General features: G+C 70.1%; 17 protein-coding genes. 10 read left to right on the top strand and 7 right to left on the bottom strand.

All coding sequences use genetic code 11. The features are described 5' to 3' along the window. Window positions 1–93 precede the first annotated feature (93 nt). Genes IA22_RS0107130 through IA22_RS0107120 form a run of 3 tightly spaced genes read left to right on the top strand, consistent with a single transcriptional unit; the run spans window position 94 to window position 3,028 of the window. The gene (locus IA22_RS0107130; RefSeq protein WP_030123052.1) at window positions 94–1,566 is read left to right on the top strand and encodes a DUF2252 domain-containing protein; all 1,473 of its coding nucleotides are present in this window, start codon (window positions 94–96) and stop codon (window positions 1,564–1,566) included. Window positions 1,567–1,625: 59 nt separating this feature from the next. Further along, the gene (locus tag IA22_RS0107125; protein ID WP_030123051.1) at window positions 1,626–2,639 is read left to right on the top strand and encodes a J domain-containing protein; all 1,014 of its coding nucleotides are present in this window, start codon (window positions 1,626–1,628) and stop codon (window positions 2,637–2,639) included. A gap of 44 nt (window positions 2,640–2,683) precedes the next feature. After that, window positions 2,684–3,028 (top strand): rhodanese-like domain-containing protein, encoded by a 345-nt coding sequence (locus tag IA22_RS0107120; RefSeq protein ID WP_014155257.1) that lies wholly within the window; start codon window positions 2,684–2,686, stop codon window positions 3,026–3,028. 153 nt (window positions 3,029–3,181) lie between these two features. On the opposite strand, the gene IA22_RS0107115 is transcribed toward IA22_RS0107120, so the two are convergent. The 5 genes from IA22_RS0107115 to paaA are packed head-to-tail and all read right to left on the bottom strand — an operon-like array spanning window position 3,182 to window position 6,742. Then, a complete protein-coding gene (locus tag IA22_RS0107115) occupies window positions 3,182–4,243 on the bottom strand; it encodes a 2Fe-2S iron-sulfur cluster-binding protein (protein ID WP_015577888.1) in 1,062 nt (353 codons plus the stop codon). Next, the gene (paaD, locus tag IA22_RS0107110; protein WP_015577887.1) at window positions 4,244–4,744 is read right to left on the bottom strand and encodes a 1,2-phenylacetyl-CoA epoxidase subunit PaaD; all 501 of its coding nucleotides are present in this window, start codon (window positions 4,742–4,744) and stop codon (window positions 4,244–4,246) included. Further along, window positions 4,738–5,439: a 1,2-phenylacetyl-CoA epoxidase subunit PaaC gene (paaC, locus tag IA22_RS0107105; RefSeq protein ID WP_015577886.1), complete on the bottom strand. Its 702-nt coding sequence runs from the start codon at window positions 5,437–5,439 to the stop codon at window positions 4,738–4,740. Before paaC ends, paaD begins: the two co-directional genes overlap by 7 nt. Next, window positions 5,436–5,726 carry a 1,2-phenylacetyl-CoA epoxidase subunit PaaB gene (paaB, locus tag IA22_RS0107100; RefSeq protein ID WP_014155261.1) on the bottom strand — a complete coding sequence of 97 codons (291 nt, stop codon included), beginning with the start codon at window positions 5,724–5,726 and terminating at the stop codon, window positions 5,436–5,438. The genes paaC and paaB overlap by 4 nt, the downstream gene beginning before the upstream one ends. Beyond that, window positions 5,723–6,742, bottom strand: coding sequence for a 1,2-phenylacetyl-CoA epoxidase subunit PaaA (paaA, locus tag IA22_RS0107095; RefSeq protein ID WP_030123049.1), 1,020 nt, complete (start codon window positions 6,740–6,742; stop codon window positions 5,723–5,725). Before paaA ends, paaB begins: the two co-directional genes overlap by 4 nt. A 115-nt stretch (window positions 6,743–6,857) precedes the next feature. On the opposite strand from paaA, the gene IA22_RS0107090 reads away from it, so the two are divergent. The 3 genes from IA22_RS0107090 to IA22_RS0107080 are packed head-to-tail and all read left to right on the top strand — an operon-like array spanning window position 6,858 to window position 9,774. After that, entirely contained in the window at window positions 6,858–7,799 is a 942-nt protein-coding gene (locus IA22_RS0107090; RefSeq protein ID WP_030123048.1) for a DUF5819 family protein, read from the top strand. Beyond that, window positions 7,796–9,067, top strand: coding sequence for an HTTM domain-containing protein (locus tag IA22_RS0107085; protein ID WP_030123047.1), 1,272 nt, complete (start codon window positions 7,796–7,798; stop codon window positions 9,065–9,067). The genes IA22_RS0107090 and IA22_RS0107085 overlap by 4 nt, the downstream gene beginning before the upstream one ends. After that, window positions 9,064–9,774: a TrmH family RNA methyltransferase gene (locus IA22_RS0107080; RefSeq protein WP_030123046.1), complete on the top strand. Its 711-nt coding sequence runs from the start codon at window positions 9,064–9,066 to the stop codon at window positions 9,772–9,774. The genes IA22_RS0107085 and IA22_RS0107080 overlap by 4 nt, the downstream gene beginning before the upstream one ends. 60 nt (window positions 9,775–9,834) lie before the next feature. On the opposite strand, the gene paaN is transcribed toward IA22_RS0107080, so the two are convergent. Then, complete coding sequence (gene paaN, locus IA22_RS0107075) at window positions 9,835–11,535, bottom strand: phenylacetic acid degradation protein PaaN (RefSeq protein WP_030123045.1); 1,701 nt, start codon at window positions 11,533–11,535, stop codon at window positions 9,835–9,837. Window positions 11,536–11,658: 123 nt separating this feature from the next. Here paaN and IA22_RS0107070 point away from each other — a divergent pair, with 123 nt between their 5' ends. Continuing rightward, window positions 11,659–12,249 (top strand): TetR/AcrR family transcriptional regulator, encoded by a 591-nt coding sequence (locus tag IA22_RS0107070; RefSeq protein WP_014155267.1) that lies wholly within the window; start codon window positions 11,659–11,661, stop codon window positions 12,247–12,249. Window positions 12,250–12,308: 59 nt separating this feature from the next. Here IA22_RS0107070 and IA22_RS0107065 read toward each other — a convergent pair whose 3' ends face one another. Continuing rightward, window positions 12,309–12,830 (bottom strand): Lrp/AsnC family transcriptional regulator, encoded by a 522-nt coding sequence (locus IA22_RS0107065; RefSeq protein ID WP_014155268.1) that lies wholly within the window; start codon window positions 12,828–12,830, stop codon window positions 12,309–12,311. Window positions 12,831–13,039: 209 nt separating this feature from the next. On the opposite strand from IA22_RS0107065, the gene pdhA reads away from it, so the two are divergent. From pdhA to IA22_RS0107050, 3 genes are read left to right on the top strand one after another with little or no spacing between them, the layout of a single operon-like run. Continuing rightward, a complete protein-coding gene (gene pdhA / locus IA22_RS0107060; RefSeq protein WP_014155269.1) occupies window positions 13,040–14,203 on the top strand; it encodes a pyruvate dehydrogenase (acetyl-transferring) E1 component subunit alpha in 1,164 nt (387 codons plus the stop codon). Then, complete coding sequence (locus tag IA22_RS0107055) at window positions 14,200–15,231, top strand: alpha-ketoacid dehydrogenase subunit beta (protein WP_014155270.1); 1,032 nt, start codon at window positions 14,200–14,202, stop codon at window positions 15,229–15,231. Before pdhA ends, IA22_RS0107055 begins: the two co-directional genes overlap by 4 nt. Beyond that, window positions 15,231–16,646, top strand: a complete 1,416-nt coding sequence (locus IA22_RS0107050; RefSeq protein WP_030123043.1) for a dihydrolipoamide acetyltransferase family protein — start codon at window positions 15,231–15,233, stop codon at window positions 16,644–16,646. Before IA22_RS0107055 ends, IA22_RS0107050 begins: the two co-directional genes overlap by 1 nt. Window positions 16,647–16,721: the final 75 nt, after the last annotated feature.

The following is a 16,721-nucleotide window of genomic DNA, read 5'->3' as shown; positions in this document are numbered from 1 at the left end:
GGGGAGGACGGTCGTTGCGGCACGGCTGTACCGTCGTCCGCGATTGATGTTGATCGGACGGACTGCTGGACAGGTGCGGGGGAGGCGGGCTCCATGGACGAGGTCGAAGCGGCGGTGCCGGTGCAACGGGTGGCGGGGGACGAGCGCATCCCGTTCGTCAGGGGCTTCGCGCGACGTGCGGTCCGCGGGGTGAGGTCGTCCGGACCGGGGGTGGTGTCCGCGAAAGCGGTGTCCCCCAAAGCGGCGGGCAAGGCGCTGAGGCTCAAGGTTTCCCGGTCCGATCACAGGTCTCTCGTGCTGCCTGCCGGAAGGCCGGACGCGGTGCAGGCGGTCGAGCAGTCGAACCAGGGCCGGGTGCCCGGCCTGACGCCCATACGGGTGGGGCGCATGGCGGCAACGCCCTTCGCCTTTCTGCGCGGTTCGGCCGGACTGATGGCACATGACTTGACGGGTACGCCGGTCACAGGCGTGGGTGCGCAGCTCTGCGGCGACGCGCACGCGGCCAACTTCGGTCTGTACGGAGACGCGCGCGGCAATCTGGTCATCGACCTCAACGACTTCGACGAGACCGTGTTCGGCCCGTGGGAGTGGGACCTCAAGCGGCTCGCCACCTCTCTGGTGCTCGCGGGCCGGGAGGCAGGGGCGGACGAGGACACCTGCCGGCAGGGCGCCTACGACACGGTGGGCGCGTACCGGCGCACGATGCGTCTGCTGGCAGGGCTTCCCGCGCTCGACGCCTGGAACGCCATCGCGGACGAGGAACTCGTCTCCCACACCGACGCGCGGGATCTGCTGGGGACGCTGGAGCGGGTCTCGGCCAAAGCGCGCAACAACACGAGTGCCCGCTTCGCAGCTCGGTCCACCGAGGAGTGCGAGGACGGTGGTCGCCGGTTCGTCGATGCTCCGCCCGTGCTGCGGCGCGTACCCGACGCGGAGGCGGCCGCTGTCGCGGCGGGGCTCGAGGGGTACCTCGGGACCATTTCGGAGGACAGGGTCCCGCTGCTCGCCCGTTATGCGATTCATGACGTCGCGTTCAGGGTGGTCGGCACGGGGAGCGTGGGGACCCGGTCGTATGTGGTGCTGTTGCTGGACCACCGCGGCGAGCCGTTGGTACTGCAGGTGAAGGAGGCCCGCCCCTCCGCGCTCTCGCCCTATCTCCCGCAGGTCGGTTTCGACGTGCCGGAGGCCGTGCACGAGGGGCGCCGGGTGGTGCTCGGGCAGAAGCGTATGCAGGTCGTCAGCGACATACTGCTCGGCTGGGCCGAGGTCGACGGGAGGCCCTATCAGGTTCGCCAGTTCAGGAACCGCAAGGGCAGCGTGGATCCGGCCGCGCTCGCGGCGGACCAGGTCGACGACTACGGGCGTATGACCGGAGCGCTGCTGGCCCGGGCCCACGCGCACAGCGCCGACCCTCGGCTGCTCGCGGGCTACTGCGGGAAGAACAGCGAGCTGGACGCGGCTGTGGCGGATTTCGCCGTGACGTACGCGGACCGGACGGAAGCGGATCACGCCGAGCTCGTCCGGGCCGTGCGAGCCGGACGCATAGGGGCCGAGCTCGGCGTGTGAGCGGGCCCTGCGGCCACCGCGTGTGTTCGTGGTGCCTGCCGTGGCCATACGCTGGACGGGTGACCCACGAAGCCGCCGGGGTGCCGACCTCCCGGAACGACGAAGACCCGCAGAACCTGGACCGGCAGGACGACCCGCAGCACGCGCAGGACGCGTTGCAGGGGGAGGACCTGCGGGCGAATCCGGACGGCGCGCAGCAGGCGGCCTCCGCCTCCGACGACGCCACAGGTGGGGACGCCGGTGATCGCCTGGCCGGCGGCGGCGAGGCGGGCGGTGCCGCAGCGGGTGAGAGCGGTGCTCCCCGGCCCGAGGAGCGGCTCGCCAAGGCTGTCCGGGTGGCCGAGCAGGCATTGATCGAGTTCGAGATCGCCGTGGAGTCCTTCCGGGTCGAGGTGGAGAACTTCTCCCGGTTGCATCACCAGAAACTCGGCCCGATGTACGCGCGCCTCGACGAGCTGGACGCGCAGATCGCGGAGGCTCGGGCGGCGAGGTCCGGTGACCCCGAGGATCTGCGCAAGGCGCAGGAGGCGCGGGCCATCGTCATGCCGATGCCCGGTGTCGATGAGCTCTTCCACGGCTGGATGGACTCGGACGGGCTCTCTCCCGAGGCCTCGGCCATGCTCACCGACCAGCCCGTCCGGCCGCCGAAGCGGGTCAGGCCGGGCGAGGAGGCCCGCAAGCTCTATCGCGAACTGGCCCGTCAGGCACACCCGGATCTGGCACCGGACGAGAAGGAGCGGACACGGCGGGACGAGTTCATCGCGCGTGTGAACGCGGCGTACGGGCGTGGCGACGTGGCGTCGCTGAAGGAGCTGGCCGCCGAGTGGGCGGCGGGACCCGTGGCGCCCGAGCTGCGCCTGAGCGAGAGCGAGGAGCTCTACGCGCGGCTGGAGTGGCTGAGCCGTCGTAAGGAGCTGCTGACGGTTCTCGCCCAGGAGTTGGAGGAGAGCGCGATCGGCTCGATGTTGCGGATGGCTCCGGACGACCCCGACGCGCTGCTGGACGACATCGGGGAGAAGCTTCTGGCGGAGGTCGCCCAGCGGGAGAACGAGCTGGCGGGGCTGGTGCAGTAGCGTTCCGGATGAATCTGGCGCGTACGTACGAGAGAAGGCATCCCATGAATTTCGCTCCGCTGCCCTCGGTGGACGTCGCGGCGGTTCCGTCCGACGGCTTCGTGCTGGACGTCCGCGAGGACGACGAGTGGGCCGCAGGTCATGTCGAGGACGCGCTGCACATCCCCATGAGTGACTTCGTGGGCCGTTTCGGCGAGCTGACCGAGGCGGCGGGCGACGGTCGGCGCGTCCACGTGATGTGCCGCGTCGGAGGTAGGTCCGCCCAGGTCACCCAGTACCTGGTGCAGCAGGGCATCGACGCGGTGAACATCGACGGCGGCATGCTGGCCTGGGACGGCGCCGGACGCCCGATGGTCGCGGACTCCGGGAACTCGGCTTTCGTCCTCTGACGGCTGTCGCTCCTCGTTCCCGGCCTCCGACGGCTCCCGGCTTCTGAGGGGAGCCGGTGGCGCGGCCGAGGCGTGCGGGCGGGTGCGGGCACCGGTGGGTGCCCGCACGCTCAGGGCGGCAGGGGGACACCTGCGCGGAAGGCCTTCCGGACGTCAGCGGTCGAAGTCGAGCTCGACCTCTGGCGTGACCGGGTGCGACTGGCAGGCGAGCACGAAACCGGCACCGGTCTCCTCCGGCTCCAAGGCGAAGTTGCGATCCATGTGCACTTCGCCTGAGACCAGAAAGGCCCTGCAGGTCCCGCACACACCTCCCTTGCAGGCGTACGGGGCGTCCGAGCGGCTTCGCAGCATGGTGTCCAGCAACGATTCGCCGTCTTCCACCGGCCAGCTTCCCGAACGGCCGTCCAGCGTCGCCGTCAGTCTGCTCTCCGACGGTGAGGACACCCTGGGTACCGCAGACGGAGCCTCCCCCTCCTCTGCCACGTGGAAGATCTCCTGGTGCACGCGCGTCCGGTCGGCGCCGAGTGCGCGCAGCGCACCTTCCGCCTCCCGGACCAGGCCGAGTGGCCCGCATAGGAACCAGCCGTCCACATCGGGCACCGACAACAGGGCGGGCAGCAGTTCGGTGAGCCGCTCGCGGTCCAGTCGGCCCGAGGTGAGGCCGGCTGCTTGTTCCTCACGGGAGAGTGCGGTCACCAGCTGGAAACGGTCCGGATAGCGGTCCTTGAGGTCAGCCACCTCGTCGAGGAACATCGTCGACGCGGCCGTCCGGTCGCTGCGGATCAGACAGAAGCGCGCCATGGGTTCCCGCGCCAGCAGCGTGGCGGCCATCGACAGCACCGGTGTGATGCCACTGCCGCCGACGATCGCCGCGTAATGGCCCGGGCGTGGATCGAGGACGAAACGGCCCGTGGGTGCCATCGCCTCCACCAGGTCCCCGACGGCCAATTCCTTGAGGGCGTACGTAGAGAACGTGCCGCCGTCGACCATGCGGATACCCACCCGCAGCACGGGGTCGTGCGGCTGCTCCGCGGCAGGAGCGCAGATCGAGTACGAGCGCCGGATCTCCTCGCCGTCGACGCGGTAGCGCACATTCAGGTGCTGGCCGGGTGTGTGGCGAAAGGTCTCGCGAAGTTCGGGCGGCACCGACAGGGTGACAGCCACCGCGTCGTCAGTGATCCGTTCGATCGCGCTGACCCGGAGCAGATGGAACATCTACAACTCCTTGAAGTGATCGAACGGTTCGCGGCACGCCACGCAGCGACGCAGTGCCTTGCACGCCGTGGAGGAGAACCTGCTCAGCAGCTCCGTGTCCGTGGAACCGCAGTGAGGGCAGCGCACCGCGAGCGTCAGCGGCACCGGCCCTCCCGGTCCGCTACCTGGACGCGGCGGGGCTATGCCGAACTCCGCGAGCTTGCGGCGCCCTTCGTCACTGATGTCGTCCGTCGACCATGCCGGTGCGAGGACCGTGACCACGGAGACCTCCGCGACGCCGTGGTCGCGCAGCACACGCTCGATGTCGGCGGACATGGCCTCTATGGCCGGGCAGCCGGTGTACGTCGGGGTGAGCTGCACCGTGACCTTGTCGGCTCCGTCCACCCGTACCCCGCGCAGCACGCCGAGCTCGTCCAGGGTGAGGACCGGCAACTCGGGATCAGGGACGGAGCCGGCCAGCCGGTGGAGCTCTGCCTCCAGCGGGGTCTCCGTGGTCACCATGACGCCCCCGGGTGGCTGCGATGCAGGTGCTGCATCTCGGCGAGCATCCGACCGAACGACTCGGTGTGCAGGCCCTGGCGGCCCGCTCCGGCCGCCCAGGCCCCGGACTGCGGGCCCGACGGGAGGGTCAGGGTGGCGCGCTCCACCACGGAGGTGACGGCGGCCAGCCAGCCGTCGCGCAGAGCATGCCGGTCCACGTCCACGCCCTCGACCGGCTCGAACAGCTCGCCGGTGAACCGCCACAGGGCATCGAGTGCGCGCTGCATGCGCTCGTGGCTTTCCGCGGTGCCGTCACCCAGTCGCAGAACCCACTGCTCCGCGTGGTCCCGGTGGTAGGCGACCTCTTTGACGGCTTTGGCCGCGAGATCGGCGAACTCGCCCTGGCCCGCGGCCAGCTTCTCGTAGAGCAGGTGCTGGTAGACGGAGAAGTAGAGCTGGCGGGCGATGGTGTGGGCGAAGTCGCCGTTCGGCTGCTCCACCAGCTGGACGTTGCGGAAGGCCCGCTCCTCACGGAGGTAGGCCAGCTGATCCTCGTCCCCGACGAACGACAGCAGCATCCTGGCCTGTCCCAGCAGGTCGAGCGCGATGTTGGCGAGGGCCACCTCCTCCTCCAGCACGGGAGCATGACCCGCCCACTCCCCCAGCCGGTGCGAGAGCACCAGCGCGTCGTCGCCGAGGGCGAGAGCCGCGGTCACAGGTGCTTCACCCCGTCCGGGATCTCGTAGAACGTCGGGTGACGGTAGGGCTTGTCCCCCGCAGGTTCGAAGAACGAGTCCTTCTCGTCCGGTGATGAGGCGGTGATCGCCGTCGAGGGAACCACCCAGAGGGAGACCCCTTCCGACCGGCGTGTGTACAGGTCCCGGGCGTTACGCAGGGCCATCTCGGCGTCCGGGGCGTGCAGGCTGCCCGCGTGGGTGTGGGACAGCCCGCGCCGGGAGCGCACGAACACTTCCCACAGCGGCCAGTCGGTCGAGCTGCTCATGCGGTCGCCTCCACGTGCTGGGCGGCCGCTCCGGCTGTACCGGGCCGTGCCGCGTGCTTGTCTGCGTAGGCCGCCGCCGCGTCGCGGACCCAGGCGCCCTCTTCGTGGGCCATGCGCCGCTGGGCGAGCCGTTGTTCGTTGCAGGGGCCGTTGCCCTTGAGGACCTCCTGGAACTCCGTCCAGTCGATCGCTCCGTAGTCGTGCTGGCCCAGGTCCTCGTTCCAGCGGATGTCGGGGTCGGGGAGAGTGAGCCCCAGCGCCTCCGCCTGCGGGACGCAGATGTCCACGAAGCGCCGACGCAGCTCGTCGTTGGAGTGCCGCTTGATCTTCCAGGCCATCGACTGTGCCGAGTGCGCCGAGGAGTCGTCGGGCGGACCGAACATCATCAGGGAAGGCCACCACCAGCGGTTCACCGCGTCCTGCGCCATCTCGTGCTGGGCGGAGGTCCCGCGGCTGAGGGCGAGCAGCAACTCGTACCCCTGGCGCTGGTGGAAGGACTCCTCCTTGCAGATCCGGATCATCGCGCGGGCGTACGGGCCGTAGGAGCAGCGGCAGAGGGGGACCTGGTTGGTGATCGCGGCACCGTCCACCAACCAGCCGATGGCACCGACGTCCGCCCAGGTCAGCGTGGGGTAGTTGAAGATCGAGGAATAGCGCTGCCTGCCGGCGTGCAGCTTGTCGAGCAGTTCCTCGCGGCTGGTGCCCAGCGTCTCGGCCGCGCTGTACAGATAGAGGCCGTGCCCCGCCTCGTCCTGCACCTTCGCCATCAGGATGGCCTTGCGTCGCAGCGAGGGAGCCCGCGAGATCCAGTTGGCCTCCGGCTGCATGCCGATGATCTCGGAGTGGGCGTGCTGGGCCATCTGGCGGACCAGCGAGGCCCGGTACGCCTCGGGCATCCAGTCCCGCGGCTCGATCCGGTCGTCGGCCGCCACCGCGGCGTCGAAAGCGGCCAGATGCTCCGCATCCGCCGTGTCCGCTGTCCCCTGCGTCTTCTGGTCCGCAGTCACTGCCGCCATCCCGGGCTCCCTACCGACCGATCGTTCGGTTCCTTGGCTTCAATGGTGGGTCGGGGGCCCGTAGGGTGTCAACCCTGTGGATAACTGAGTGGTGATCGACGGCGATCGGGGCGGGATGGACGCGGACCACGGTGGGGGCACCGGCGACGAGAAAAAGCTCGCCTGGCCCGGCGTGACGGATCACCCGAAGTCGGACTCGAGGCCGGATCACCCGGAGCCGGAGCACCCGAAGCCGGACCAGGACGCGGAGACCGCACCAGCGGGGAGCCTGGAGGCCGACGCGGCCCCGTCCCCTGCCACGGACGCGTCCGGACCGTCGCCGGCCTCGTCCGTCGCCCCTGGCCCCGCGGAGAGGCGCCGGGGTGCCGGTCTGGCCGCGCTTTCGTTGCCGTACCAGATCGTCGCGGCGATCGCCCTGTCGCTCATAGGCGTGGTGGCCTGCGCACACATAGCCATGATCTTTCTGCATGTCGCGCCGTCCAACACGCTGACGAAGCAGCACGGCGAGGTGGTCGACGACTGGGTCTATCCCGAGTTCGAGCAGAACTGGAAGCTGTTCGCTCCCAATCCGCTCCAGCAGAACGTCTCCGTGCACGTACGGGCCGAGCTGGCCAACGACGGCGCCGACAGCAACAGCGTCACCCGCTGGATCAATCTCTCGCGTGAAGACGGCGAGGCGATACGTGGCAACGTCCTCCCCAGCCACGTCGACCAGAACGAACTGCGCCGCGCCTGGGACTTCTACACCGGGTCGCACGACAGCGAGAACCGCTCCACCGGTCTGCGCGGCGAGCTGTCCGAGCGCTACATCCGCCGCATCGTGATGCTTCGCCTTGCCGAGCACGGTTACGGCGGCGCGGTCGAACGCATCCAGGTGCGGTCAGCCGTACGCCACGTCGGGGTCCCGTCGTGGAGCGCCGAGAAGATCAGTACCAAGACGGAGTACAGGGAACTGCCGTGGTGGAACGTCTCTCCGGCCGATCTTCCCAAGACCGACGCGACGGGTCGGTCCCCGCAGGCCGCGACGTCCCCGCAGGCCGTGGAGGCAGGCGAATGAGCTCCCCGGCCCCGCTTCGTGAGACCGCCGGAACCGTGGGCCGCTCGCTCGCCCGAGCCCTCCAGCGCGTGACGGCTTCGCCCCTCGGCGCCTACCAGAGCGCCGTCGTCCGGATCGGCGTCTCCGTCACCTGTCTGCTGTTCCTGCTGCGTGAGTGGCCCCACCGCCATGAGCTGTACGGGCCCGACGGGCCGTGGAGCTGGGGCATGGCCCGTCGGCTCATCAGCAACAACGATGCGTTCACCGCTCTGATGTGGTCGGACAGCACGATCTGGTTCGAGACCGTCTACGTGCTCACGCTGGTGTCCGCCGCGCTGCTCACGGTCGGCTGGCGGACCCGCGCGACGTCCGTCCTGTTCATGGCCGGCGTGCTCTCCCTGCAGAACCGCAGCATCTTCATGGGCGACGGCGGTGACAACGTCATCCACCTGATGGCGCTCTACCTGGTCCTGACGCGCTGCGCGCGGGTCTGGTCCCTGGACGCGCGCCGACAGGCCGACGAGGCTGCCCGTTCCACCGGAGACGGCCGCCCGGCCCGTGATGTCACGGGTGTCGTCCTGTGGGCGGTGCTCGGTTGTGTTCTCGTGCCTGCCTCGTTCCTGGGGGGATTCGGCGGCACCTGGTGGCTGCCGACCCTGCTGTGGCTGCTGTGGCTGGGGAACGGTGCATGGTGGGCGCTCGGCCGCTACGCACCTGGCCATGAGCTGCGCGCACTGTTCGACGTGCTGGCCAACCTCGCCCACAATGCGGCTCTTCTGGTGATCATGGCCGAGGTGTGCCTGATCTACGCGACGGCCGGCTGGTACAAGATCCAGGGCTCGCGCTGGCAGGACGGCACCGCGATCTACTACCCGCTCAAGCTGGACTACTTCGCTCCGTGGCCCGGGCTCTCCGGCCTGGTCGCATCCAGTGCTCTCGCCGTCATGGTGCTGACCTACGCCACGGTCATCGTGCAGGTCGCGTTCCCTTTCACGCTGTTCAACCGGCGGGTCAAGAACGTCCTGCTGGTCCTCATGATCGGTGAGCACGCCGGGATCGCGGTCCTGCTGGGTCTGCCCTTCTTCTCCATGGCGATGATCGCCGCGGACGCGGTCTTCCTGCCGACGGTCTTCCTGCTCTGGCTGGGACGCAGGGTGTCGCTCGGCCGCCAGCGCCTGTTCAGCCGGACGGCGGGCAGGATCCGGCTGCCCGGACAGCGCCGGGCCGGGGCCGGCGACGAGGAGGCCACGCGCAGCGCTGACAGCACTGGCCATACGCTCGTCGGGTGACCAGCGAGACCGGCAGTACAGAAGAGCCCCGAGCGGCAGCGGCGCCCGATCCGTCCACGGAACCGATCCAGTACGACGACGGGTACGGCGCCGTGATCGGCGTCGGGCCGCACCCGCTGCCCTGGCCCGAGGGAGAGCGCTACGACCCCCAGCTCCTCGCCGACGGGGACCGGCGCAACGTGGGCGACGCCTACCGATACTGGACGCGGGAAGCGATCGTCGCCGATCTCGACACCCGGCGTCACGACTTCCACGTGGCGGTGGAGAACTGGGGTCACGACTTCAACATCGGCTCGGTCGTGCGTACCGCCAATGCCTTCCTCGCGAAGGAGATCCACATCGTGGGGCGCAGGCGGTGGAACCGGCGGGGGGCCATGGTCACCGACCGCTACCAGCATGTGCGCCACCACCCGGACACGGCGGACCTGACCGCATGGGCGGCTGCCGAGGGGCTCCCGATCATCGGCATCGACAACCTCCCCGGGGCCGTGCCGCTGGAGCGTACGGAGCTGCCGCGCCGGTGTGTGCTCCTGTTCGGACAGGAGGGGCCCGGGCTGACTGAGGAGGCACGCGAACACGCCTCGATGGTGTGCTCGATCGCACAGTTCGGCTCTACGCGGTCGATCAACGCCGGGGCGGCGGCAGCCATCGCGATGCACGCCTGGGTGCAGCGGTACGCGGACATCACGGATCCACAGGCCGGGTGACCGGTGGAGCGGGGTCACCCGCTCCACCGTACGCCGTACGGGCCGCCCGCGGGGCCTGGCTCAGGCCTGGCGGCGGACCTCCACCATCCGGAACCGGTTGGACACGAACGCCCCGTCGCAGAGTGCCGCGTTGGCGGCCGGGTTGCCTCCCGACCCGTGGAAGTCGGAGAAGGCCGCTGTCTGGTTGACGTACACCCCGCCGGTGAGGTTCAGCGAGAGCTGAGCCGATTCCTCGAAGCAGACGTCCTCCACCGCGCGTTCCACCTCGGGAGAGGTGGTGTACGCGCCGACGGTCATGGCGCCCTTCTCGCGGATGGTGCGGCGCAGCAGATCCAGCGCCTCACCGGTCGAGCCGACGGCGACCGCGAACGAGACCGGGCCGAAGCACTCCGAGAGGTACGGCGCGTCGTCGTCGGACTCGGCGCCGTCGAGCTTCACGAGGACCGGCGTGCGGACCACGGCCTCGGGGAAGTCGGGGTTGACGACCGTGCGTGAGGCGAGCGCGACCTCCCCCAGGGCCGAGGCGCCCTCCAGCCTGGCCTTCACATCCGGATTCACCAGGGCGCCGAGCAGGCCGTTGGCCCGTGCGTCGTCGCCGAGAAGGCCGTTCACCGCCGCTGCGATGTCCGTCACCACCTCCTCGTAGGTCTTGGCACCCGCGTCGGTGGTGATGCCGTCGCGCGGAATGAGGAGGTTCTGCGGGGTGGTGCACATCTGGCCGCTGTAGAGGGAGAGCGAGAAGGCCAGGTTGGAGAGCATGCCCCGGTAGTCGTCGGTGGAGTCGACGACGATCGTGTTGACGCCCGCCTTCTCCGTGTAGACCTGGGCCTGCCTGGCGTTGGTCTCCAGCCAGTCTCCGAAGGCGGTGGAACCGGTGTAGTCGATGATCTTCACTTCGGGCCGCACCGCGAGGGTCTTGGCGATGCCCTCGCCAGGCCGCTCCGCCGCCATGGCGACCAGATTCGGGTCGAATCCCGCCTGGGTCAGCACCTCACGCGCCAGCTGGACGGTGAGCGCGAGCGGCAGCACCGCGCGTGGGTGCGGCTTCACCAGAACGGGGTTGCCGGTCGCCAGCGAGGCGAAGAGGCCCGGGTAGCCGTTCCACGTGGGGAATGTGTTGCAGCCGATCAGCAGCGAGATGCCGCGCCCGGCCGCCGTGTACGACTTGTGCAGCCGCAGCGGGTCGCGCTTGCCCTGGGGTTTCGACCAGTCGGCGCTGCGCGGGGTGCGCGTCTGCTCCTCGAAGGCGTAGGCCACAGCCTCGAGCCCGCGGTCCTGGGCATGCGGGCCGCCGGCCTGGAAGGCCATCACGAACGCCTGACCGCTGGTGTGCATCACGGCATGCGCCAGCTCGTGCGTACGCGCGCTGATCCGGGCGAGGATCTCCAGGCAGACCAGGGCCCTCGTCTCCGGTCCCGCCGCACGCCAGGAGCCCATGGCGGCACTCATGGCGGGAAGCAGGACGTCGGGATCGGCATGCGGATACTCGACGCCGAGCTCCGGTCCGTACGGCGAGATCTCGCCGCCGGTCCATCCGTCGGTGCCGGGCTGGCCGAGATCCAGCCGGGTGTTGAGCACGGCGTCGAACGCGGCCTTGCCCTCGGCCGCGCCGAGGCTGCCGGCGAGGCCTTCCGTGCCGTAGGCCTTCGGGTGCTCGGGGTGCGGGGACCAGTAGGCGCGCGTGCGGATCGCGTCGAGGGCCTGGTCGAGCGTCGGGCGGTGGATCTCGGACAGCTTCTCGGGGGAAAGCTCGGCGGCCATGACGGACCAACTCCTCGTCGAGCCGGGCAGGGATGTGCTGACGGAGTTAGAGTAACCGAACGATCGGTCGGGACAAGGGGCCCCGAGGGACCTGTGGACAACTCATGGGGGAGGATCGCGGTCATGACCACGGCCAAGCGGGACACGTACACCCCGGAGACGCTCCTGACCGTTGCCGTCCGCGTCTTCAACGAGCGCGGCTACGACGGCACGTCGATGGAGCACCTCTCCAAGGCGGCGGGCATCTCCAAGTCGTCCATCTACCACCATGTGGCGGGCAAGGAGGAGCTGCTGCGGCGGGCGGTGAGCCGGGCACTCGACGGGCTCTTCGGCATCCTCGAGGAGACGGGTGCGATACAGGGGCGGGCGATCGTCCGGGTCGAGTACGTCACGCGCCGCACGGTCGAGGTGCTCACGGCGGAGCTGCCGTACGTCACGCTGCTGCTGCGGGTGCGCGGCAACACGAGGACGGAGCGCTGGGCCCTCGAGCGTCGGCGCGAGTTCGACCAGCGGGTGTCCGAGCTGCTCAAGGCCGCGGTGGCGGAAGGGGACCTGCGCGCGGACGTGGACATACGCCTGGCGACACGGCTGCTCTTCGGCATGGTGAATTCGCTGGTCGAGTGGTACCGCCCGCAACCGGGTGGCTCACCGGAGGCGGAGCAGCTCGCCGACACGGTCGTCCGGCTCGCTTTCGAGGGCATGCGGGCCGCCTGACGCCGGCAGCCTGACGCCTGTGCACCGGCGTGCTCGCGACCGGTCACCAACGGATCGCTCTAGGCGAGCTCCGCCGGGCGGTCGGGGCGCGGGCCGAGATCGGTCTCCTCGAACACCAGCAGGGTGCGGGTCGACAGCACTTCCGGTATGGCCTGGATCCTCGTCAGGACCAGCTCACGCAGCGCCTGGTTGTCCGGGGTGTGCACCAGGAGCAGGACATCGAAGTCGCCGCTGACCAGCGCGATGTGGGAGGCGCCTGGCAGGGCCTGGAGCTGTTCCCGCACGGTGCGCCAGGAGTTCTGGACGATCTTGAGGGTGATGTACGCGGAGGCGGCCTGCCCCGCCCGTTCGTGATTCACGCGGGCGCTGAAACCGCGGATCACCCCGTCCTCGACGAGCCGGTTGATGCGGGCGTAGGCATTGGCCCGCGAGACGTGGACGCGTTCGGCGACGGACCGTATCGAGGCGCGGCCGTCCGTCCGGAGGATGCGCAGGATGGCCCGGTCGGTGGAGTCCAGCGGCCGTGCGGGCGGGATACGGCCCGGGTCCACGACTCCGTCGGCCATTTGTTCAGCTGCCATCTGCCCGCGCCTCCCTGTTGTGGACGACCTGTCCCTATCCCAGGCTGTGGAGAACCGTTTGTCCACAGGCTGGAGGTGCCTGTAGCCAAATTGCGTCGGCGACCGAACAATCGGTAGGTGAGGCACGCCACACCGGCGCCTGCTCACCCCTCGACAATCCCGCAGATTTCGACACCCCCGATGTACCCCGATGCCAGGAGGTGCTTGTCATGACGGTCCAGGAGCTGCCCGGCGCAGCCGCCTACCGGCCCACGCCGCCCCCGGCCTGGAAGCCGCTCACGGATCCCGCGCCGCTGCTCCCGGACCCCGAGCCGTTCCGCGTGCTCGGTACCGATGCCGCAGCGGATGCCGACCCCGAGCTGCTGCTGAGGCTCTATGCCGAGCTGGTCCGCGGTCGGCGGTACAACGCCCAGGCCACCGCACTCACCAAGCAGGGCAGGCTCGCGGTGTACCCGTCGAGCACCGGCCAGGAGGCATGTGAGATCGCCGCGGCACTCGTGCTGGAAGACCGGGACTGGCTCTTCCCCAGCTACCGCGACACCCTGGCCGCGGTGGCGCGTGGCCTGGACCCGGTCGAGGCACTGACGTTGCTGCGGGGCGACCGCCACACCGGGTACGACCCGCGCGAGCACCGCATCGCCCCGCTGTGCACCCCCCTGGCCACCCAGTTGCCGCATGCCGTGGGGCTGGCGCACGCGGCGCGCCTCAAGGGCGACGACGTGGTTGCCCTCGCGATGGTCGGCGACGGCGGGACGAGTGAGGGCGATTTCCACGAGGCGCTGAATTTCGCGGCTGTCTGGCGGGCGCCGGTCGTGTTCCTCGTACAGAACAACGGCTTCGCGATCTCCGTGCCCTTGGCGAAGCAGACCGCGGCGCCGTCCCTCGCGCACAAAGCCGTGGGTTACGGCATGCCGGGGCGCCTGGTCGACGGCAACGACGCGGCAGCGATGCACCAGGTGCTGAGCGAGGCTGTGGCGCGGGCCAGGCGCGGGGAGGGCCCGACGCTGGTCGAGGCCGTCACCTACCGCATGGACGCCCACACGAACGCCGACGACGCAACCCGTTACCGCGGTGACAGCGAGGTGGAGACGTGGCGTGCGCATGATCCCATCGTGCTTCTCGAGCGGGAGCTGACCGGGCGGGGGCTGCTGGACGAGGACGGCATGACGGCGGTGCGGGAGGAGGCCGAGCGGATGGCGGAGGGCCTGCGGGAGCAGATGAACGCCGATCCGGTTCTCGACCCGATGGATCTGTTCTCCCATGTCTACGAGGAGCAGACGGGTCAGCTGCGGGAACAGGCGGACCAGTTGCGGGTCGAGTTGGACGCGGAGCACGGTCCGCACGACGGGCACGGCGCGGAGGGAGTCCGATGAGCACTGCTGCCGCGACAGCCGGTGAGCGGACCGGCAGAGCCAAGCCGGCCACGATGGCGCAGGCGCTCGGGCGGGCGCTGCGTGACTCGATGGCGGAGGATCCGACGGTGCACGTCCTCGGTGAGGACGTGGGAACGCTCGGTGGAGTCTTCCGCGTCACCGACGGCCTGGCGAAGGAGTTCGGCGACGAGCGCTGCACGGACACGCCACTGGCCGAGGCGGGCATTCTCGGCGCGGCCGTGGGAATGGCGATGTACGGACTGCGGCCCGTGGTGGAGATGCAGTTCGACGCCTTCGCCTATCCGGCGTTCGAGCAGTTGGTCAGTCACGTCGCCAAGATGCGGAACCGGACGGGCGGGGCCATGCCTCTGCCGATCACGGTGCGGGTGCCGTACGGCGGTGGGATCGGCGGAGTCGAGCACCACAGTGATTCCTCCGAGGCCTACTACATGGCGACACCGGGCCTGCACGTCGTCATGCCGGCCACGGTCGACGACGCGTACGGGCTGCTGAGGGAGTCGATCGCCTCGGACGACCCGGTGGTCTTTCTGGAGCCCAAGCGGCTCTACTGGTCCAAGGCCGACTGGTCACCGGATGCGCCGGCCCCGGTCGAGCCGATAGGGCGGGCGGTGGTCCGGCGCCCCGGACGCAGCGCGACCCTGATCACCTACGGGCCGTCCCTCCCCGTGTGCCTGGAGGCGGCCGAGGCTGCCACGGCCGAGGGATGGGATCTCGAGGTGGTCGACCTGCGCTCGCTGGTGCCGTTCGACGACGAGACCGTCGCCGCGTCGGTCCGCCGCACCGGCCGTGCGGTGGTCGTCCATGAATCGTCCGGATTCGGCGGTCCGGGCGGCGAGATCGCGGCGCGTGTCACCGAGCGATGTTTTCACCATCTGGAGGCGCCTGTCCTCCGCGTCGCAGGGTTCGACATCCCGTATCCGCCGCCGATGCAGGAGCGGCACCATCTGCCGGGCGTGGACAGGGTGCTCGACGCGGTCGCCCGTCTTCAGTGGGAGGCGGAGAGCTGATGGCACAGGTACTCGAATTCAAGCTTCCCGACCTGGGTGAAGGACTGACCGAGGCCGAGATCGTGCGCTGGCTGGTCGAGGTCGGCGACGTGGTCGCCGTCGACCAACCGGTCGTCGAGGTCGAGACGGCCAAAGCCATGGTGGAGGTTCCCTGCCCGTACGGGGGTGTGGTGACGGCGCGATACGGCGAGGAGGGCACGGAGCTCCCGGTAGGCGCACCACTGTTGACCGTGGCGGTCGGATCGGTGGAGCCGGTCGCGGGGCGCGATGACTCCGGTGGGTCCACCGGCGGCGGTGCCGCCGAGAGCGGGACGTCCGGGAACGTTCTCGTCGGCTACGGCACGGGTGCACCGGTCGCCCGGAGGCGCAGGGTCAGGCCCACCCCGGTCTCGGCCGAGTCCTCGGTACCGGCTACCGGGATCAAGGCATCGGCCCGGGCGGACGCGGAGACGTACATGGTCGCGGGGCCGACCCCCCCTGCGGCGGTGGCTTCGGCCCCGAAATCCGGAGTGGTGGAGCCTCAGGGGCCCGTTGCGGTCATCTCCCCTCTGGTCCGGAAGCTGGCGCGGCAGCACGGTCTCGATCTCCGGCAGATCGTCGGCACGGGGCGTGACGGGCTGATCCTGCGCACGGACGTGGAGGCCGCCGTCAGGGCCGCGGACGAAAAGTCTGCCGCCGGGGCAGAGCCCGTGAACGCGCCGAAGGCGGAACCCTCGGGCGAGCGGATCCCTCTGCGTGGGGTCCGGGGCGCGGTCGCCGACAAGCTGTCACGCAGTCGGCGGGAGATTCCCGACGCGACGTGCTGGGTCGACGCCGATGCCACCGAACTGATGGCAGCGCGTGCTGCGATGAACGCGGCCGGCGGGTCCGCCGCGGGGCCGAAGGTATCCGTGCTGGCCCTGCTGGCCCGCATCTGCACGGCGGCCCTGGCTCGGTTCCCTGAGCTCAACTCGACGGTGGACGCGGATGCGCGGGAGATCGTGCGGCTCGCCGGGGTCCATCTGGGGTTTGCCGCGCAGACGGAGCGGGGCCTGGTCGTTCCGGTCGTCCGGGACGCGCACACGAGGAACGCGGAGTCGATCGGCGCGGAGATCGCCCGCCTGACCGGCGCGGCCCGGGACGGGAAGCTGACCCCTGCGCAGCTCACCGGCGGGACGTTCACGCTGAACAACTACGGGGTCTTCGGGGTCGACGGCTCGACTCCCATCATCAACCACCCCGAAGCGGCCATGCTCGGGGTCGGCCGGATCATGCCCAAACCCTGGGTGCACGAGGGTGAGCTGGCGGTCCGCCAGGTCGTCCAGCTCTCCCTCACCTTCGACCACCGCGTCTGCGACGGCGGCACGGCCGGTGGGTTCCTGAGGTACGTGGCCGACTGCGTCGAACAACCGGCGGTGCTGCTGCGCACACTGTGACGGAGGGCGGAAGCACGGGCACCCCCGGAGCGGGCTACTTGTGAGTTCGGTCTTCGGGGGACCGTCGGAGGCGGG

The organism is Kitasatospora papulosa (assembly GCF_000717245.1).
Taxonomy (GTDB): Bacteria; Actinomycetota; Actinomycetes; order Streptomycetales; family Streptomycetaceae; genus Streptomyces; species Streptomyces papulosus.
The sequence above is the reverse complement of the archived record's forward strand: the minus strand, read 5'-3'. Positions and strand labels throughout refer to the sequence as shown.